The sequence below is a fragment of the Ralstonia psammae genome, from assembly GCF_958405935.1.
GTDB lineage: Bacteria > Pseudomonadota > Gammaproteobacteria > Burkholderiales > Burkholderiaceae > Ralstonia > Ralstonia psammae.
This window is the reverse complement of sequence record NZ_CATZBU010000028.1, coordinates 1-19,270: the sequence shown is the minus strand read 5'-3', so window position 1 is coordinate 19,270 and position 19,270 is coordinate 1. Positions and strand designations below refer to the sequence as shown.

Sequence of the window (19,270 nt, the reverse complement as noted above, 5' to 3'; positions counted from 1 at the left end):
TCTACGATGCTTTGAAACGGCGTCCACGTTGCCTTGAAACACCGTCTACGCTCATCTGAAATGGCCGTCCACGATGGCTTGAAATACGCACTTGAGATAAGCCTGCGCTGCCATTGCGCCGTTCAGGTACGTGCGATTTTTGGTGAGCGTGCCGGTGTCAGACGACGTGGACGCGTGCGTGGGTGGTTCGGGTGGAGATGGGTAAGACGCGGGGCGGTGCCCGCTTTGAGTGCTTGGCATGATGGCCTCTTTGGGGTTGCTGGAGGCTCACCACTCCGTCGCCAGACGAGGGTGGCAGGCCCGACGGCGGGGCTGGCGAACCGGCCCCCAAAGAAAACCGGCAGACCTTTCGGTCTCCCCACCCGGCCTGCCATAAAGCTAGCGCGAGCGTGTACGGACGCAACCGCATCACCGGTTGTCCGTCTTCTTTGAGTGTTGCGCGGTCGGATCGCCAGACCCGGCTGCCGTTGGTGCGGCAGCGCGCCAATTATAGCGATGGGGGCCGTCAGAAAAATCCGATTCTTGGGAGTGGACCTCCAAGCTTTTCCCGTGGAGTCTCAAGGTCCATCCATGCAGCGCCGAGGTTCAAGCGCCGAGCTTTTTTATCCACTCATGGAGGTCGGAGACTGAAGGGAGGACCTTTTCGCTCCACTAATGGACCCTGCGAGGTACAAAGGTGGACCTTTTCGGCTCACTCGCAGAGGTCAGAGGTGCGAGCGTCGAGCCTTTTAGCCCATTAGTCCCGCTCCGAGGTTCAAGAGTGGACCTTTTTGCCCCATTGCTGGAGTTCAGAGGTGCATTGATGGACCTTTGACCTTCTCTCATGGAGCTTTGAGGAGCATCGATGGGGCTCGGAGGCCCATTCGAACTGGAATTTACCCTGTACTTCCGTCAAATAACGTCAAGAACCCGCATTTCGCTTGCGGGACGTCGTTGCTGCAACGAATCTGAGGCCGTCGTGCCAGTCGGCATGACCAAGCAACATCAATTTGAGGAAAGCAATGGCACAAAATCTGATCTCTCTTCAGATCAGCACGGCTGACTTGGCTGCAGTGGACGCAGCCTTGAAGTCATTGGAAGACAAGCTCATCGGCCTGATCGACCTGTCGACAGAACAGCGCAGCGGCGCGGTGAAGATGGGCGACAAATCGGAGGCATTCTGCCGCAAGGCAGTGGAAGTGCTGGGGAACAACCCCGGCGTGCTGCCGGGCAACTTCAGCCTCGCGGAAATGCGGCGTGACCTGGCGGCATTCGATGCCCTGCGGCCGCGCCTGAACCGCCTGGAAAAGATTTATGAGCGGATGCGGGATTCGCAGTTTGCTTTGGGTAGCGATCTGATGAGCGCGTCGCTGGAGGGGTATGCCCTTCTGAAGATTTCGGGCAAGGGGGAAGGGCTTGATATGGCTCGGAAGGCCTTGGGGGCGCGGTTTAGTAAGAATGGGCCGAAGAGGAAGGTGGAGGAGGTTGAGGCTTCGTGATCTGATTGATGGATGTTGGTTGTGAGCAAAGCCGCCCCTGAGCGGCTTTGTTCGGCTCTAGGCCAGGCTTGCAGTCACCGGCTTACGTAGCCAGGTATACTTCCGCCGAACTCCGAATGGCGGCCCATACCTTACCCGCCCCGCTCTCACCTATGAATCTCGTCGACCTATTCTGCGGATGCGGAGGGTTTTCCCTCGGCGCACACCAAGCCGGATTTGATGTGAAGGCAGCCTTCGACCTTGATCCAATATTGACATCGTCGTATCGCACCAACTTCCCAAAAACAGATTTGCAGCTAAGGGATGTGAGGGGGCTTAGCGGCGGCGAAATTAAAGACATCGTAGGGGTCCCGGTGGACGGCGTCTTCGGCGGCCCTCCGTGTCAGGGATTTAGTGACATTGGCAAGCGAGACGTCAATGACCCGCGCCGCGAACTGCTCTTGGATTTTTTTCGCATCGTCGACGAGCTCCGCCCTCGCTTCTTCATCATGGAAAATGTTAGAGGGCTTTCATATAAGGACGCACGAGCTCTCCTTGACAGAGGAATCAGCCAAGTCTCGAGCAGATACTCCATTCTCGGGCCAGTGTTACTGGACGCTGCAAACTTCGGCGCAGCCACGTCACGAACACGACTATTCATTATCGGAACCGATCGCAAGCGATGCCCCCCCATCTCAATGGAAGACCTCCTTGCGTGGCAGCGGCGCCCCGCCACAGTTAAGTCTGCGATTAGCGACCTGGCAAATGCTACCCTTGTCGAAGATCCTGCCGCGGGATTCGACGTGTGGCGTATCGTAAAACGTGGCCGTCCCTCAGAATATGCCAGCGCTCTAAGAAGCGCCGACGGTAGTTTCACAGGCAATAGACGCACAGTGCACCAAGCCACGACGGAGGCTCGGTTTGCGAGCCTAAAACAGGGCACTCATGACCCGGTCGGACGGCACTACAAACTGAAATGGGACGGTCTATGCCCAACGCTACGCGCAGGTACTGGTTCTGATCGCGGATCGTACCAGTCAGTGCGACCGCTTCATCCCGAGGAGCCGCGGGTGATCACGGTCCGCGAGGCGGCAAGACTTCAAGGGTTTCCTGATTCTCATTTGTTCCACCCGACCATCTGGCATAGCTTTCGTATGATTGGAAATAGCGTTTCCCCGATCATGTCGAAAGCCATCTTCGGTGCAGTCAGGGAGAGACTGCTCGCGTAATAATCGTTGGGAGGTATGAATGACTGATCGCCTCACCCGAGCTCACAGGTCATGGTTAATGTCGAGGGTGCGCTCGACAAATACCTCCCCCGAATTACGTGTTCGAAGCGCCGCTCATGCAATGGGGCTACGCTTCCGGCTACACGTCAGGACTCTGCCTGGCAAGCCCGACCTAGTATTCCCCAAACATCGAACAGTAATCTTTGTGCACGGATGCTTCTGGCATCGTCACCCAGGCTGCCGAATGGCCTCCACCCCGAAAACAGACACGGAAAGGTGGGAAGCAAAATTTGCGCGTAATATCGAGCGAGATGCTGCAAACACAGAGGCGCTGACTGAACAGGGATGGCGCGTTGAGATTATCTGGGAGTGCGAGTCCGAATCCGCCGAGACGTTGCAAGCACGCTTGCGGGAAATCTTCGACAAAAGGCACGGAGCAGAACAAAGCTCAGAGTAGAGTTAGCCAAACAGAGCATTAACAAAAGTCAAAAAATTGAGGGGATCAACCATGGCAACTACCGGCGAAAAGCCAAAGATCAACGCGCAACCGACGAAAACTTTTTTCGTCGATATGCTTACGCGCGATATCGCACTTGAACAAGCCGTACTTGACCTGGTTGATAACTCGGTAGATGGGGCCAAGTCGCTAAAAGATGACGGCGAGCGGCCTTTCGATGGTAGGCGGGTCGAGATCAAATTCGATCGAGATAAATTCTCGATATGGGACAACTGCGGAGGTTTTGATAGCGAAACTGCAATGAACTATGCGTTCCGCTTCGGCCGTCCCTCAAGCGCCAGAACCACCCCTCACTCAATCGGCCAATTCGGCGTGGGGATGAAGCGGGCCCTTTTTAAATTTGGCAATAAATTCTCTGTCCGATCAGCTACGCTTGACGATGCATGGTGCGTGGATATTACCGTTTCCATCTGGGAGAGCGAGGAAACAAGTTGGGAATTCCCATGGGCGGATTTCCAACCCAGTGACGATCTGTCCCAAGAAAGCCCTGGGACGGAAATTATCGTCACCGAGCTGAGGCCGGAAGTCAGTGGAAAGTTTTCCTCGAAGAATTTCGAGAACAATATAATCAGCCTAATCAAATCAAAGCATCGACAATTTATCGCCAGCGGCCTTCAAATTAGCGTAAACGGAACAGCAATTAACGCGACGAGCCTGCAATTACTCGTTAAAGATGACTTCAAACCCGGCATCGATGAACTCGTCTTTGGACAAGACGAGAACACTAAAGTAAAGGTACGAATTATCGTCGGCGTTGGTCCCAGCTCTCCTCGCGAAGCAGGCTGGTACGTCGTGTGTAATGGTCGCGTTATTCTTGAGGCAGACAGACGCAACGTGACGGGCTGGGGCTTGATTGAAGAAAGCTCGAATTCCCTCCTGATTCCAACTTATCACAATCAGTTTGCGCGGTTTCGTGGGATCGTATATTTCGACTCTCAAGATTCATCTCAAGTCCCTTGGAATACAACCAAGACTGATGTAGACCAGGACAATCTTGTTTGGCAAGCCACGTTCGAACGCATGATGGAAATGATGCGCCCAGTCATTAACTTCCTTAATGAACTTGATTCGGACATCGATGAACACACGCGTGACCAGAGCCCGTTGTACGAACACATTTCATCTGCGCGAGTAGTTCAGCCGGAAGAGCTACAGGCCGCAAAAGCTGAGTTCATTGCGCCAGCCAGGGGATCGATAACAAAGCGAATAAAGACAGTAAAGATTCAATATTCAAAACCTCTCAGCCAGGTTGAGCATTTGATGGAGGAGCTTTCTGTAGGGTCCGCGAAAGCGGTCGGAGAGAGTACCTTCGAGCTTATCTACAAAGAGATGGGTGGAGAATGAGTGCCAGCTTTCGACGGATTGACTACTCTCTGCGTCCCGCCAAGCACGCTGAAAGGCGAATGCTGTGCGATGTGTTTCGACGACTTCGCCCATTTGGGCGAGTCGAAGACTACGTATATGTAGGATTTGGGTCGGTCTGGTTTTCTGACTTTGCTCTATTTCACAGAGCACTGGGAATCAAGAGGATGATTTCCATCGAACAGGCAGAAGCCGCGAGAGACCGGATAGAGGCGAATAAACCATTCCAGATTCCAGTCATTTACAACCAATCAACCAACGTTCTGCCAACGCTGGACTGGTCTCAAAATCAGTTCCTCTGGCTGGATTATGACGATCCGCTTTCGATGGACATGATGCTCGATATGCGTGCGGTGGCTTCCCGCGCAAAGTCGGGCACCGTGTTGGCTGTATCCGTACAGTGCTCTACAGCACCACAGATAGCCGCGGCCCGAGATGAAGGGGGCGCAACGGCAGTTGAACGCTTCACCCAAGTTTTTGGGCGAGAACGAACTCCTCCCGATCTCAAAGAATTACAGCTCTATGGGTGGCAATACGGTCAGCTGTCCCGTTCGATGCTCTATCGCGAAGTGGAGAGCGCACTATCCATCCGAAACGCTCAGGCGGGAGCTCGGAAGATGAACTTCCGTTCTATATGCGAAATCGAGTATGAAGATGGAGCCAAGATGACGACGATCGTGGGAATTTTCCACGATGACGACGCTGCGCCACTTATAGAGCAGTGCCACTTCGACACTTTGGATTTCTTAACCGGCAAACCGCAGCCGATTCGAATCTCAGTTCCAAAGCTCACTCCGAGGGAGTTCAGAAAGCTTGAAGCCCAACTACCGCTTCCAGCAGGCACTCAACTCGACGTTGGAACTATGCCCCCGAGTGAGGCTCATCGATTCGCGGAGCTGTATAGGTACTTGCCAAACTTCGCCGTACTGGAAACCTGATTACCGACGGTCTTAGCCTCCCTTTGATCGAGGCCGCTTACAAGCGGAGACCCACTAGACACCAGCATTTGAGAGCGATTCAGCAATCGGCATCGAGCAAAAAAAAACCGGCCTACAGCCGGTTTTTTCTTCCCCATCAGCACCCTCAAACATCAATATTCCGGGCCACCAACGCATTGCTCTCAATGAAGTTCCGGCGCGGTTCCACGTCGTCGCCCATCAGCGTGGTGAAAATCTGGTCCGCGGCAATGGCGTCTTCAATCTGCACGCGCAGCAGGCGGCGCTGGGTGACGTCCATGGTGGTTTCCCACAGCTGCTCGGGGTTCATTTCGCCCAGACCCTTGTAGCGCTGGCGGCTTACGCCGCGCTCGGCTTCGGCCAGCAGCCAGTTCATGGCGGCGTGGAAGTCGGTGACGTTCTGTTCGCGCACCTTGTCGCCGGTGCCGCGGCGCACCTTGGCGCCATCGCCAATCAGGCCCTGGAAGGTGGCGGCGGTGCCCGACAGGGCGGCGTAATCGGCGCCGGCGACGAAGTCGGCGTCGATGTGGCTCAGGCGCTGGTTGCCGTGCTGGCGGCGGACCACCATGATGCGGTACTTCTCGCTCTTCTCGTCGTACTGCATGAAGGCGTCTGCGGTGGCGCCGCCGTTGGCGCTGCTGGCGTTACCTTGCATTTCCAGCAGGCGGGCCTTGAGCGTGCGGGCGCTGGCTTCGGCTGCGGCTTCGTTAGAGAGGTCGAGGGCCACGCCTTCGGCAATGGCGCGCAGGGCGTCGGCGTCAATCACGCGAGACAGGCGCTCGATCACGCCGCGGCTGAGCTGGTACTGGCGGGCGAGTTCGGCCAGGGCGTCGCCGGCAATCTCGGTGCCGTCGGCACGCACGAGCACGGCGGTGTCCAGCGCCTGGCGCACAAGGTAGGCGGCCATCTCGACGTCGTCTTTGATGTAGCGCTCTTCCTTGCCATGCTTGATCTTGTAGAGCGGCGGCTGGGCGATGTACACGTGGCCGCGCTCGATGATCTCGGGCATCTGGCGGTAGAAGAACGTGAGCAGCAGCGTGCGGATGTGCGAGCCGTCCACGTCAGCATCGGTCATGATGATGATGCGGTGGTAGCGCAGCTTGTCGAGGTTGTAGTCGTCCTTGCCAATGCCGGTGCCCATGGCGGTGATGAGCGTGAGCACTTCCTGGCTGGAGAGCATCTTGTCAAAGCGTGCGCGCTCGACGTTCAGGATCTTGCCCTTGAGCGGCAGGATTGCCTGGAACTTGCGGTCGCGGCCTTGCTTGGCCGATCCACCTGCGGAGTCACCCTCGACGATGAAGAGTTCGGACAGGGCCGGGTCTTTCTCTTGGCAGTCGGCCAGTTTGCCGGGCAGGCCCATGCCGTCGAGCACGCCCTTGCGGCGCGTCATTTCGCGGGCCTTGCGGGCGGCTTCGCGCGCGCGGGCAGCCTCAACGATCTTGCCGCAGATGATCTTGGCGTCGACGGGCGTTTCCAGCAGGAAGTCGCTCAGGGCCTTGGCCACCACGTCTTCCACGGGCAGGCGCACTTCGGAAGAGACGAGCTTGTCCTTGGTCTGGGAACTGAACTTGGGCTCCGGCACCTTGACGGAGAGCACGCAGGTCAGGCCTTCGCGCATGTCGTCACCCGAGGTGTCGACCTTGGCTTTCTTGGCGATCTCGTTGTCGGTGATGTACTTGTTGATGACGCGCGTCATGGCGGCGCGCAGGCCGGTGAGGTGGGTGCCGCCGTCGCGCTGCGGGATGTTGTTGGTGAAGCAGAGCACCTGCTCGTTGTAGGCGTCGTTCCACTGCATCGACACTTCCACGCCCACGCCGTCTTTCTCGCCGGTGGCAAAGAAGATGGTCGGGTGCAGTGCGGTCTTGTTCTTGTTGATGTACTCAACAAAGCCCTTCACGCCGCCCGAGAAGGCGAAGTCTTCTTCCTTGCCGGTGCGCTGGTCCGTCAGGCGGATGTGCACGCCGTTGTTCAGGAACGAAAGCTCGCGAATGCGCTTGGAGAGGATCTCGTAGTGGTATTCGACGTTGGTGAAGATCTCTTCGTCGGCCAGGAAGTGCACTTCGGTGCCGCGCTTGTCTGTGTTGCCCGACACACGCAGCGGCGAGACTTCAACCATCTTGCCGTCCGGCGCTTCCATCGTTTCGATCAGGCGGTTTTGCGGGATGCCGCGCGCGAAGTCGATGTGGTGGACTTTGCCGTCACGGCGGATCGTCACCTTCAGCCATTTCGACAGGCCGTTCACGCAAGACACGCCCACGCCGTGCAGGCCGCCCGAGACCTTGTAGCTGTTCTGGTCGAACTTGCCGCCGGCGTGCAGCTCGGTCATGACGATCTCGGCCGCGCTGCGCTTGGGCTCGTGCTTGTCGTCAAACTTGATGCCGGTCGGGATGCCGCGGCCGTTGTCGACCACCGAGATGGAGTTGTCGGTGTGGATGGTGACCTGGATCTCGGTGCAATGGCCGGCCAGTGCTTCGTCGATGGAGTTGTCGAGCACCTCGAACACGAGGTGGTGCAGGCCGGTGCCGTCGGACGTATCGCCGATGTACATGCCCGGCCGCTTGCGTACCGCCTCCAGGCCTTCCAGGATCTGGATCGAGGCGGCGCCGTAGCTGCCATCGGCGGGGGAGGATTGCGGTTTCTGCTCTTCGGTCATGTCGTTCTGCTCGCAGCCATGGGCGCGGAAAAGGTTGTCTCAGCGCACACAGCGGGGTTGCTTAAAAACGGCGAAGGGGCGGATCGTCACGATCCAGCCCCTCGTCTTGCTCTGGGTGCAGCGGTGCGTCAAATGCGCATCGGCATGACGACGTACTTGAAGGTGTCGTCGTCGGGCAGGGTGATCAGCGCGCTCGAGTTGGAGTCGCCCAGGCTCACCTGCACTTTCTCGGTCTTGAGGTTGGCCAGCACGTCCAGCAGGTAGGTGACGTTGAAGCCGATATCCAGCGCGTCGCCCTGGTAGTCGATTTCGAGTTCTTCCTGCGCTTCTTCCTGGTCAGCGTTGGTGGAGCTGATCTTCAGGACGTTGGTGTCGAGCATGCAGCGCACACCCTTGAACTTGTCGGTGGTCAGGATGGCCGTGCGTTGCAGCGCGCTCTGCAGGAACGTGCGGTCGATCGTGAAGCTGTTGCGGTAACCCTTGGGAATCACGCGCTGGAAATCCGGGAACTTGCCTTCGACCAGCTTGGAGATCAGCTCGATATTGCCGAAGGTGAACTTGACCTGGTTCGAGGCCAGTTGCACCGAGACGGGATCGTCCACGTCTTCGAGCAGGCGTTGCAACTCGAGGATGGTCTTGCGCGGGATGATGACTTCGTGGCGGCCGCCGGCGCCTGCCGGTTGCTCGCCCGTTTCAACGCCGCAGTAGGCCAGTCGGTGGCCATCGGTGGCGACTGCCATGACTTGCTTGCCGTCCACCACCAGCAGCATGCCGTTGAGGTAGTAGCGGATATCTTGCTGGGCCATCGCGAAGTGCACCATTGCCAGCAGGTGCTTGAGCGTCTTCTGCGGCAGCGTGATGCGGGCACCGAAATCGGTTGCCTCTGCGACGGTGGGGAATTCTTCAGCGGCCAGCGTCTGCAGCGCAAAGCGGCTCTTGCCGGATTGCACCGTCATACGCTTGTCGTTGAGCGTGAGGGCAACTTCGCCGTCGGGCATTGCACGCAGGATGTCGACCAGCTTGCGGGCGGCCACGGTGGTGGCGATATCGCCGGCGCCGGCGCCGCAATCGGCGTGCGTGGTGATCTGGATTTCGATGTCGGTGGACAGGAAGGAAACCCGTTCACCTTGTTTGGTGATTAGCAGATTGGCCAGGATGGGCAGCGTGTGTCGGCGTTCCACGATGCCGCTCACGATTTGCAGCGGACGCAGCAGGTTGTCTCGCGAGGTTTTGACCAATTGCATGAAGGCGATCCTTGGCTTGAGAGGTGACACCGCGCGCGCCCCAGCCTGGGCCACACGGGCCGGTGCCTGCAGGAGCATTCGCGATTAACCCAAAGTTGTTGTAAATCAAGGGGTTAATCACAAATTATACCGCAAATAAGGGGGCGCTGGATAGCGTCACGCGCGCGGCAAATATGTCTATTGTGCATGAAAAGACGCCCGCATTGGAGCGGGCGTCCATCAAGGCTTGATTCAGGGCGAATGGCGTTGCCATGCGCCCTGGTGACCATCCTGCGGTCAACCCTTGAGCGTTTGCTCCAGCACGTGCAACTCGTGGTTGAGCTGGGCGTCCTTGGTGCGCTCGTCGGCAATCTTGCGCACGGCGTGCAGCACCGTGGTGTGGTCGCGTCCGCCGAACAATTCGCCAATCTCGGGCAGGCTCTTCTGCGTAAGCTCCTTGGCCAGATACATGGCGATCTGACGCGGACGCGCGATGTTGGCCGGCCGCTTCTTGGAGTACATATCCGCGACCTTGATGTTGTAGAAATCCGCGCAGGTCTTCTGGATGTTTTCCACCGAGATCTGTCGGTTCTGCACCGTCAGCAGGTCTTTCAGCGCCTCGCGCGTGACCTCGATCGTGATCTCTTTGCCGTGGAAGTTCGAGTACGCCAGGATCTTGCGCAGCGCACCTTCCAGCTCACGCACGTTCGAGCGCAGATGCTTGGCCACGAAGAAGGCCACCTCTTCCGGCACGGTCACGTTCTCGGCCTGCGCCTTCTTCATCAGAATCGCGACGCGCATCTCCAGCTCGGGCGGCTCGATCGCCACGGTCAGGCCCGAGTCGAAACGCGAGATCAGGCGGTCATCGATACCGGTGATCTCTTTCGGATACGTATCGCTAGTGATGATGACCTGCGCGCGGTTGGCGATCAGCGCCTCGAACGCGTAGAAAAATTCTTCCTGCGTGCGGTTCTTGCCCGAGAAGAACTGGATGTCATCGATCAGCAACAGATCGAGCGAGTGGTAGTAGCGCTTGAAATCATCAAACGCCTTGCGCTGGTAGGCCTTTACCACGTCGGAAACGTACTGTTCTGCGTGGATGTAGCGAATGCGCGCGCGCGGGTTCTCCATCAGCATGAAGTTGCCGATGGCATGGATCAAGTGCGTCTTGCCCAGGCCCACGCCGCCATACAGGTACAGCGGGTTGTACGACTTGCCCGGGTTGTTGGCGACCTGGATGGCTGCGGCGCGCGCCAGCTGATTGGCCTTGCCGGTGACGAAGTTGTCGAACGTCAGGATCTGATTCAGCCGCGAGCGCTCGTGCACGGAATCATCCACCGGAGCCTGCGGCGGCGCGGCCAGGCTCGTGACCAGGGCCGGCGCCTGCGGCGGCATGCGATACGACTGGGCGCTGACCTCGGCGGCGTCCATCACGGGCACGTCGATATCGGCTGCAGCATGGCTGGCCGTCGCCGGCGCGGTTTCGCGGTACATCACCGGCGCAGGGCGCAGAGTGGCCGCGTCATGCATGACACCGTTGCCAGTCGGCATGGCCTGCCGCGCTTGAATCGATTGCGCCCCCAGGGGCTGCATCGGCACCGGCGCGAGTGCCGGCTGCAAGGCCGCCGGGCGCTGGCCGGCGGTCGGGTCGAGCACAAACTGCACGTCGACCGTCATCTCCCAGTAGTCGCACGCGAGCGACTGGATGCGGCCCGAGAACTGGCTCTTGACCCAGTCGAGCTTGAAGCGGTTGGGCGCGGCTATCCGCAGCGTGCACGCCTGTTCGTCAAACGACAGCGGCGTGAGCGGCTTGATCCACGTCTTGAATTGTTGCGGCGTCAACTCACTCTCAAGCTGAGCTGATGCCGCATGCCAGAAATCCTGCATCGTTATCGTTAGGTGTTTGACCGGCGCCACACGCGTCTGATGACGTCCCCGGGTGGGCCGGCCGCCGGGCCCCTGGCGCTGGCCAGAAACCGGGTGGCTTTCGTTATTGGAACGGGATTGTACCCCCCGCGGAAAGTTATCCACAAAGGATAAGTCTGTGGATAACCTGTGGACCCGCTGTGAGTAGCGGTGGACAACCGATTTTTCCGACTTGCCGCAAACCCAGTGCCCGCAAGGCTTTCCACAGTGCACACCAAGCCGCACAAGGCGTTGGGGACAACTCGTCGCCCCGTGGATTACAGGCGCCGGGCGTACGTTATCCCCAGTCACGGAGGCTTGACAGATATGGGAAATGCCGCTTAAATGTCGGGTTCTGCGATGCGCAGCAGGGGAGCGCACGCTTGTTCGTGTCAGATGCGGGGCGAGAAACACTTCGTCGCGACTGATCCGGCTTAGGCCCGATGCTCTCGGTGCCCGATGTTCCGGTGACACCCTAGACCTGAACAACACAGCGCACGGCGGTCTGCGTGGGCGATTTCTCTGACTGAATCGACACTAGGCCGCTGGGGCAGCCCTAGGCCCGGCGCGTGCGGCGATGTCCGCACCACCCATTAACAAGAGAGTGCATCATGAAGCGTACCTATCAACCTTCCGTTACCCGTCGCAAGCGCACCCACGGTTTCCGTGTCCGCATGAAGACCCGTGGTGGCCGTGCCGTGCTGAACGCACGCCGCGCCAAGGGCCGTAAGCGCCTGGCCATCTAAAGACGGCCGCGCCGAGGGTGGCGGCTCAGGCCGTTACCCGTGGCTTTGCGGCACGCTGGCGATGGGCCTGCACGCCTACCCCAAGGCCGCAAGGCTGACAAAAACGGATGAGTTTTCATCCGTTTTTGCTTTGCGGCCGGTCCGGCGTAGTCGTCACTTCGTGCTGTATGTGCGCGCCAACGGCGACCAGCAGGCGCGCCTGGGTGTGGTGATCGGCAAGAAATTTGCCAAGCGCGCGGTCGAGCGCAACCTCATCAAGCGTCAGTGCCGCGAATTGTTTCGCCTGCGCCAGCCCCTGCTGGGCGGGCGCGACGTGCTGATCCGCCTGCAGGCCAAGTTTCCGCGCCAGGACGTGCCCACCGTGGCCGCCTTCAAGCGCATCTGCCGCGAAGAGCTGGTTCATCTCTTTGAGGTTGCCACGCGGCCGCTGCCGGCCCCACCTGCCGCCGCACCTTCCCAGCCCACCGCTGGGAGCACGCCATGACGCGCGCGCTGCTGTTTCTGCTGCGCATCTACAAAGTGGCGTTCAGCCCGTTTGTGGGTGCGCAATGCCGTTTCCTCCCAACCTGTTCCGACTACGCGCGCGATGCCGTGCTCACTCACGGGCCCGGTTACGGCAGTTATCTTGCGGTAAAACGTCTATGCCGCTGCCATCCGTTCGCACAAGGCGGGTATGATCCTGTGCCGCCCGCCGCTGGCGACGCTGCGCCCCGCTCCACCGATCCCGCATCGACCGACGCGACCGCAGCTGACTCCCAGCCTGCGCGGCCGTCGATTCACCTTCCCAGACCGTAATCCGACATGGATATCAAACGCACCATTCTCTGGGTGATCTTCTCGCTGGCGGTTGTCCTGCTGTTCGACAACTGGCAACGCGCGAATGGCCACCAGTCGATGTTCTTCCCGACGCCGCAAACGGCCACCACCACGGCCGCTGCGCCGGGCAGCACGCCCGCAGGCGACGTGCCGAACAGCGCCTCCACGACGGCAGCCGCGGGGCCGCAAGCCGCCCCGGCCACGGGTGCTGCTTCGCAGGCACCGGCTTCGGAAAAGATCGTCATCTCGACCGACCTGCTGCGCGCCACCATCGACACCGACGGCGCCATCGTCACCAAGCTCGAACTGCTTGACCAGAAGGACCACGACGGCAACCCGATGGTGCTGTTCGATCGCAGCGTCGAGCGTACCTATCTGGCGCGCTCGGGCATCATCGGCGGCGACTTCCCGAACCACACGACGGTGTTCACGGCATCGCCCGGCCCGCGTGACCTGGGCACAGGCAACGATGTCTCCATCACGCTGACGGCCGACAAGGGCGGTGCCAAGCTGGCCAAGACGTACGTCTTCAAGCGCGGCAGCTACGTGATCGACACGCGATTCGACGTGACCAATGACGGCACCGCGCCGATCAACCCGACGCTGTACCTGGAACTGGCCCGCGACGGCGGCGCTGTGGAGCAGTCGCGCTTCTACAGCACGTTCACCGGCCCAGCCGTCTACACCGACGGCGACAAGTTCCACAAGATCACCTTCGCCGACATCGACAAGGGCAAGGCGCACGTGCCGGCTGCGACCGACAGCGGCTGGGTGGCGATGGTGCAGCACTACTTTGCATCGGCTTGGATTCCCGCCGACAACGTCAAGCGCGAGTACTACGTCAACCGCGTTGACGCCAACTTCTACCGCATCGGCATCCAGGAGCCGCTGGGCACGGTGGCGCCAGGCGCCAGTGTGTCGGCCACGGCACGCCTGTTCGCCGGCCCGCAGCAAGCCCGCATGCTTGAGTCCATCACGCCGGGCCTGGATCTGGTGAAGGACTATGGCTGGCTGACTATCGTCGCCAAGCCGCTGTTCTGGCTACTCGAAAAGATCCACGCGCTGCTGGGCAACTGGGGCTGGTCGATTGTCGCGCTCACCGTGCTGATCAAGCTGGTGTTCTTCCCGCTGTCGGCCACGAGCTACCGGTCGATGGCCAAGATGAAGGACCTGCAGCCGCGCATGACAGCCATCCGCGAACGCCACAAGGGCGATCCGCAGAAGATGAACCAGGAAATGATGACGCTGTACCGCACCGAGAAGGTCAATCCGCTCGGCGGCTGCTTGCCGATCGTGATCCAGATTCCGGTGTTCATGGCGCTGTACTGGGCCCTGCTGTCGTCGGTGGAGATGCGCGGTGCCCCTTGGATCGGCTGGGTGCACGATCTGTCCACGCCTGACCCGTTCTACATCCTGCCGGTGCTGATGGCCGTGTCGATGTTCGTGCAGACCAAGCTGAACCCGACCCCGCCGGACCCGGTGCAGGCCAAGGTCATGATGTTCATGCCGATCGCGTTCTCGGTGATGTTCTTCTTCTTCCCGGCCGGCCTGGTGCTGTACTGGGTGGTGAACAACTGCCTGTCGATCGCGCAGCAATGGTCGATCAACCGCATGCTGGGCACCAACAAGAAGGCGGCACCCGCCAAGTAAGGCGACTGCGCGCCAGCAAAAAGGGCACCTCCGGGTGCCCTTTTTTACGCCTGCTTGAAACGCATCAAACGGGCGCGTGGCAGACGGCCTCGATGTTGTGGCCATCCGGGTCGCGCACGAAGGCGCCGTAGTAGTTTGGGTGATAGTGCGCGCGCACGCCTGGCGCGCCATTGTCTGTGCCGCCTGCGGCCATCGCGGCAGCGTAGAACGCCTCGACCTCGGCACGCGTGTCGACACGGAAGGCCACGTGCAGCGGCGGCTTGTTCGGCCCGTGCCCGGCCATCGCCGCTGAAATCCAGAACTCCGCCTTACCCGGTGGGCCAAAGCCCGCCACATCGGTGTGGCCGGTGACGGCCGCGGGAAACTCCAGTACCTTGGCCAGGCCAATGGCGCCGAGCGCCTGTTCGTAGAACCGCTTGCTGGCTTCGAAGTCGCTGACGACGACGCCGGTGTGATCGATCATCCGAATCTCCTTGGTCGGAAACTGGCGCGCAACTGCGCGGCTGCCGCACAATACCGCCCATGACCGCTGCTGACCATCCCACCACCTTGCCGAACGCTTCCGACGCGCCGCGCGCGCCCATCCTCACGATCCCCATCGCGGCGATTGCCACCGCGCCGGGGCGAGGCGGCATTGGCGTGGTACGCGTGTCGGGGCCCGACGTGCGCACCGTCATGCAAGCCCTGTGCGGGCGCCTGCTGACGCCGCGCCAGGCAACCTACCTGCCCTTTCTCGACGCCGACGGCAACGCCATCGACCGCGGCATCGCACTCTGGTTTCCCGCGCCGCATTCGTACACGGGCGAAGACGTGCTCGAGCTGCAGGGCCACGGCGGCCCCGTCGTGATGCAACTGCTGCTGCAGCGTTGCCTGGCCGCCGGCCGCGAGATCGGCCTGCGCGTGGCGGAGCCCGGCGAATTTACGCGCCGCGCCTTCCTCAACGACAAGATGGATCTGGCGCAGGCCGAGGCCGTCGCCGACCTCATCGAGGCCAGCACCGAAGCCGCCGCACGTTCGGCAGCGCGTTCGCTCGATGGCGCGTTCTCACAGGCGGTGCATGCGCTGGTCGAGCGCGTGATCCATCTGCGCATGCTGGTGGAAGCCACGTTGGATTTTCCTGAGGAAGAGATCGACTTCCTGGAAGCGTCCGACGCGCGCGGTCAGCTCGCCGGCATTCGCACGGCCGTCGATGGCGTACTGGCGCAGGCGCGCCAGGGTGCGCTCCTGCGTGAAGGCCTGCACGTGGTGCTGGCTGGGCAGCCGAATGTCGGAAAGTCGTCGCTGCTCAATGCGCTGGCCGGGGCGGAGCTTGCCATCGTCACGCCCATTGCCGGCACCACGCGCGACAAGGTGCAGCAGACCATTCAGATCGAAGGCATCCCGCTGAACATCGTCGACACAGCGGGCCTGCGCGATACGGAGGACGAGGTCGAGCGCATTGGTATCGAGCGCACCTGGGCCGCCATTGCCCGCGCCGATGTCGTACTGCATCTGCTGGACGCGGCGGACTATCGCGCCAATGGCCTGTCCCCCGAAGACGCCGCCATCGACGCCCGCATCGCCGAGCACGTGCCTGCCGGCGTGCCGACCCTGCGCGTCATCAATAAAATCGACCTTTCGAGCGTGGCCGTACCGGGCCGCGTGGATACCGAGCCGCCCGAGGTTTGGCTATCGGCGCGCGATGGCCTCGGCGTCGAACTGCTACGCGCGGCGTTGCTGGAGATTGCCGGCTGGCAGGGCGGCGGTGAGGGGCTTTACCTCGCGCGCGAACGCCATCTCGCCGCCCTGCGTACGGCCCGCGAGCATCTGGCCACGGCGGCGGAACACGCGGCACAGCAAGCGCAATCGCTGGATCTGTTTGCCGAAGAACTTCGGCTTGCACAGGAGGCGCTGAACAGCATCACGGGCGCGTTTTCGAGCGACGATTTGCTGGGCGTGATTTTTAGCCGGTTTTGCATTGGCAAGTGAACGCCATGTCCGCCCATCCCGTCTCCATCAAAGGCGTCCTGCTCGCGCCCACCGGCGAGATCGTGCTGCGACTCAATGAACGCGAAGAATGGGGGCGGCCCGGCGGCCGTATTGCGCTCGGCGAATCCTCCACCGAACGTCTCGCGCGTGAGATTGGCGAAGCGTTGAACCTGCGCGTAGAAGTGGGCGCGCCGATGGCGGTGGCGCAGGAGGCGTCGGCTTAGCGCGATGCATGTGCTCTTCATCTGCAGCCGCAATCGGCTGCGCAGCCCGACGGCGGAAGCTGTCTTCGCCAAGTGGCCAAACGTCGAGACAGATTCGGCGGGCTTGGCGCCCGAGGCAGACGTGCAACTCGACGCCGACCAGCTTGGCTGGGCCGAGGTGATTTTCGTCATGGAGCGCAGCCACCAGCGACGCCTGTCGCAACGGTTTGGTTCGCGGCTACGCGGCAAGCGCGTGGTGTGCCTGGATATTCCCGACGACTACGTGTTCATGCAGCCGGAACTCGTGGCCCTGCTGGAGAAACGAGTGGGCCCGTATCTGCGCGGTTGACTGGCAAGCCAACCACTCAATCCCCACCCCAACGCCAGCGCGGAGGCTCGCCCTTCCACCAGCAAACCAGCACCAGCAGCGCCGTCATGCCCAGTACGTACAACGCAAAGCTAGACTGCGTGCGCCCTGGGTGCAGCCCGACGATGCCCGCAACCAGGAGTACTGCATAGATGGCGAGTACCACCCAGCCTTGCCAACGCGAAGGTAAGCCCCATCCCCAGCCGTAGCGCTTGGCCGGAAACCAGTAATCGTTGAGATCGGAAGGCATCGTCGTCGGGGGAGCGCGAGCAAAGGATGCTCGCTAATGTACGCTCACGCAGCTTCGGCGCAACAAACGCCAACAGCCAGCCGGTCATTCACCGCTGGCGGATGTCGTTTGCAACAGGAAGGGCACGCGCAGAGCGCACCGAAGCGGCGGACAATGGCACACAGGCCATCAACCGCATCTTGCTAGCTTCTGTATCGGGGAGTGGAGCGTTGGTTGAATCCGGAAAGGCTTCCGGGACGCGCGCAATGCGCTACAAACCAAGCTCGGCTGAACGGAGGTCGAGTGACTTCACACCGCCAGCGGCAGCACCCGATTGGTGCTACCGAAACAATCGCGCGATCTTAGTAGAGCTTCTTCGGCAGCATTTGCGAGCGCAGGCGTTTACGCGTACGCGACACAGCAGCAGCCTTCTTGCGCTTGCGCTCGGTCGTGGGCTTTTCGTAAGCGGTGCGGGCGCGCAGTTCCTTGATCAGGCCAGTGCGCTCGATTTCACGGCGGAAGCGGCGCAGTGCAACTTCGACCGGCTCGTTTTCTTTCAGACGGATGGTGGTCATCGGGTCCCTTGCTCAGTATTCGGGTGGACGGCGAAACAGCGGATTATATACCGCCCAGAGGGCGTGCAGTGTAGTTGAATCCGTTTACCGATGCAAGGCACTTCCGATTGTGGCGAAAAGGCCATTTCTTGCCGCAATTTTACGCAGTTGCGTGGCCTCGATGCTACGCCATGGGCAGCCAGCTGCCGGAATGCGCGGGAAGAGGAACGCAGTTTGCTCAACGCGAGCATCTCTCCAGACCTCTACCGTGGAACGCGTTCCCAAGTCTGCGCCCGCGTCGCTTGCCGCAAGCGCACCATCCCCCGCCCAAGCACTGCCCGAGCGGCTGCGCTATGTGGACGACACGCGCCCGGGCTACTCCCGGCGCCGGCTGCGCGGCCGCTTCGTCTATTTCGATACGCGCGGTGAGCGCATCCGTGATCCGGCGGTGATTGCGCGCATCAACAAGCTGGCGATCCCGCCGGCCTATACCGACGTGTGGATCTGCCCATACGCGAGCGGCCATCTGCAGGCGACGGGGCGCGACGCGCGTGGGCGCAAGCAATATCGCTATCACGCCGACTGGCGCGTCTTTCGCGATGCCGATAAGTACGGGCGACTGCTGGCCTTCGGGGCGGCGCTGCCGCGCGTGCGCGAGGCGATCACCGTCCATCTGGCGGCGCCGGACCTGTCGCGCGAAAAGATGCTGGCAACGGTGGTCTTTCTACTGGACGCGACGCTCGTGCGCGTGGGCAACGTAGCGTATGCGCGCGACAACCGCTCCTATGGGCTCACGACGCTGCGCGATCGCCACGTCGAGGTGCACGGCAACACGGTGCGTTTTCAGTTTCGGGGCAAGAGCGGAGTGGAGCACGACGTGTCGGTATCGGACCCGCGCCTGGCGCGCGTCATTCGGCGCTGCGTCGATCTGCCGGGGCAGGAGTTGTTCCAGTACATCGACGCTGCAGGCGAGCGCCGCGTGGTGGACTCCACAGATGTGAATACATACTTACATGAGATTTCCGGCGCGGATTTCACGGCAAAGGACTACCGCACCTGGGCCGGCAGCGTGCTCGCACTGGACCTGCTGCGCGGGCGCGCATCAGCCCACGTCACCGAGGCACGCCGGCAGGTGGCGGAGGCCGTTGGTGCGGTGGCCCAACGCTTAGGGAACACGCCGGCGGTCTGCCGCAAGTGCTATGTGCACCCGGCTGTGGTGGACGCCTTCCTGGCGGGCGAGCTGGAAACACTGCCTCCGGCTCGCGCACGCAAAGGCCTGCGACGCGAAGAAGTGGCCCTGCTTCGATTTCTGGAGCGCACCGCCAAGGCAAACGGTGCGGGCAAAAAAAAAGGTTCATCGAGTAATACCGGGGAACGCGGCGCGGATCTTGAGGAAGAAGTATTCCTCATCGCGGTACCCATAAGCCCGACGTTT

At 60.9% G+C, this 19,270-nt stretch carries 18 protein-coding genes and 1 pseudogene; 13 read left to right on the top strand and 6 right to left on the bottom strand.

Annotated features, from left to right (window positions below; all coding sequences use genetic code 11):
- Positions 1–1,001 precede the first annotated feature (1,001 nt).
- From R2N16_RS24915 to R2N16_RS24900, 5 genes are all read left to right on the top strand, one after another.
- Positions 1,002–1,478, top strand: coding sequence for a hypothetical protein (locus R2N16_RS24915; protein ID WP_316669641.1), 477 nt, complete (start codon positions 1,002–1,004; stop codon positions 1,476–1,478).
- Positions 1,479–1,594: 116 nt separating this feature from the next.
- Positions 1,595–2,686, top strand: coding sequence for a DNA cytosine methyltransferase (locus R2N16_RS25595; protein ID WP_428984171.1), 1,092 nt, complete (start codon positions 1,595–1,597; stop codon positions 2,684–2,686).
- 19 nt (positions 2,687–2,705) lie between these two features.
- A complete protein-coding gene (locus tag R2N16_RS24910) occupies positions 2,706–3,143 on the top strand; it encodes a very short patch repair endonuclease (protein WP_316669639.1) in 438 nt (145 codons plus the stop codon).
- A 51-nt stretch (positions 3,144–3,194) separates the two neighbouring features.
- The gene (locus tag R2N16_RS24905; RefSeq protein WP_316669637.1) at positions 3,195–4,547 is read left to right on the top strand and encodes an ATP-binding protein; all 1,353 of its coding nucleotides are present in this window, start codon (positions 3,195–3,197) and stop codon (positions 4,545–4,547) included.
- Entirely contained in the window at positions 4,544–5,503 is a 960-nt protein-coding gene (locus tag R2N16_RS24900) for an O-methyltransferase (protein WP_316669634.1), read from the top strand. Before R2N16_RS24905 ends, R2N16_RS24900 begins: the two co-directional genes overlap by 4 nt.
- A 145-nt stretch (positions 5,504–5,648) precedes the next feature.
- Here the strand turns inward: R2N16_RS24900 and gyrB are convergent, their stop codons facing one another.
- From gyrB to dnaA, 3 genes are all read right to left on the bottom strand, one after another.
- The gene (gyrB, locus tag R2N16_RS24895; protein WP_316669633.1) at positions 5,649–8,174 is read right to left on the bottom strand and encodes a DNA topoisomerase (ATP-hydrolyzing) subunit B; all 2,526 of its coding nucleotides are present in this window, start codon (positions 8,172–8,174) and stop codon (positions 5,649–5,651) included.
- Positions 8,175–8,302: 128 nt separating this feature from the next.
- A complete protein-coding gene (dnaN, locus tag R2N16_RS24890) occupies positions 8,303–9,418 on the bottom strand; it encodes a DNA polymerase III subunit beta (RefSeq protein WP_316669631.1) in 1,116 nt (371 codons plus the stop codon).
- Between the two features lie 276 nt (positions 9,419–9,694).
- Positions 9,695–11,284 carry a chromosomal replication initiator protein DnaA gene (gene dnaA / locus R2N16_RS24885; RefSeq protein ID WP_316669629.1) on the bottom strand — a complete coding sequence of 530 codons (1,590 nt, stop codon included), beginning with the start codon at positions 11,282–11,284 and terminating at the stop codon, positions 9,695–9,697.
- 629 nt (positions 11,285–11,913) lie between these two features.
- Here dnaA and rpmH point away from each other — a divergent pair.
- From rpmH to yidC, 4 genes are all read left to right on the top strand, one after another.
- Entirely contained in the window at positions 11,914–12,048 is a 135-nt protein-coding gene (gene rpmH / locus R2N16_RS24880; RefSeq protein ID WP_003262958.1) for a 50S ribosomal protein L34, read from the top strand.
- 61 nt (positions 12,049–12,109) lie between these two features.
- Positions 12,110–12,532 (top strand): ribonuclease P protein component, encoded by a 423-nt coding sequence (gene rnpA, locus R2N16_RS24875; RefSeq protein WP_316669626.1) that lies wholly within the window; start codon positions 12,110–12,112, stop codon positions 12,530–12,532.
- Positions 12,529–12,843 (top strand): membrane protein insertion efficiency factor YidD, encoded by a 315-nt coding sequence (gene yidD / locus R2N16_RS24870; protein WP_316669624.1) that lies wholly within the window; start codon positions 12,529–12,531, stop codon positions 12,841–12,843. Before rnpA ends, yidD begins: the two co-directional genes overlap by 4 nt.
- 6 nt (positions 12,844–12,849) lie before the next feature.
- On the top strand, positions 12,850–14,514 hold the full coding sequence (yidC, locus tag R2N16_RS24865) for a membrane protein insertase YidC (protein ID WP_316669622.1): 1,665 nt from the start codon (positions 12,850–12,852) through the stop codon (positions 14,512–14,514).
- Positions 14,515–14,578: 64 nt separating this feature from the next.
- On the opposite strand, the gene R2N16_RS24860 is transcribed toward yidC, so the two are convergent.
- Positions 14,579–14,977 carry a VOC family protein gene (locus tag R2N16_RS24860; protein WP_316669620.1) on the bottom strand — a complete coding sequence of 133 codons (399 nt, stop codon included), beginning with the start codon at positions 14,975–14,977 and terminating at the stop codon, positions 14,579–14,581.
- Positions 14,978–15,036: 59 nt separating this feature from the next.
- Between R2N16_RS24860 and mnmE the strand changes: the two genes are divergently transcribed.
- From mnmE to R2N16_RS24845, 3 genes are read left to right on the top strand one after another with little or no spacing between them, the layout of a single operon-like run.
- Positions 15,037–16,482, top strand: a complete 1,446-nt coding sequence (mnmE, locus tag R2N16_RS24855) for a tRNA uridine-5-carboxymethylaminomethyl(34) synthesis GTPase MnmE (RefSeq protein ID WP_316669618.1) — start codon at positions 15,037–15,039, stop codon at positions 16,480–16,482.
- A gap of 5 nt (positions 16,483–16,487) precedes the next feature.
- The gene (locus R2N16_RS24850; RefSeq protein ID WP_316669616.1) at positions 16,488–16,706 is read left to right on the top strand and encodes an NUDIX hydrolase; all 219 of its coding nucleotides are present in this window, start codon (positions 16,488–16,490) and stop codon (positions 16,704–16,706) included.
- A 4-nt stretch (positions 16,707–16,710) separates the two neighbouring features.
- Complete coding sequence (locus tag R2N16_RS24845) at positions 16,711–17,034, top strand: low molecular weight protein tyrosine phosphatase family protein (protein WP_316669614.1); 324 nt, start codon at positions 16,711–16,713, stop codon at positions 17,032–17,034.
- A gap of 16 nt (positions 17,035–17,050) precedes the next feature.
- Here the strand turns inward: R2N16_RS24845 and R2N16_RS24840 are convergent, their stop codons facing one another.
- Both R2N16_RS24840 and rpsU read right to left on the bottom strand, forming a co-directional pair.
- On the bottom strand, positions 17,051–17,302 hold the full coding sequence (locus R2N16_RS24840; protein ID WP_316669613.1) for a hypothetical protein: 252 nt from the start codon (positions 17,300–17,302) through the stop codon (positions 17,051–17,053).
- A gap of 341 nt (positions 17,303–17,643) precedes the next feature.
- Positions 17,644–17,856 carry a 30S ribosomal protein S21 gene (gene rpsU, locus R2N16_RS24835; RefSeq protein WP_003262970.1) on the bottom strand — a complete coding sequence of 71 codons (213 nt, stop codon included), beginning with the start codon at positions 17,854–17,856 and terminating at the stop codon, positions 17,644–17,646.
- A gap of 247 nt (positions 17,857–18,103) precedes the next feature.
- On the opposite strand from rpsU, the pseudogene R2N16_RS24830 reads away from it, so the two are divergent.
- Positions 18,104–19,186 (top strand): annotated as a pseudogene (locus tag R2N16_RS24830) (DNA topoisomerase IB); the annotation flags it as partial.
- Between the last annotated feature and the right edge of the window lie 84 nt (positions 19,187–19,270).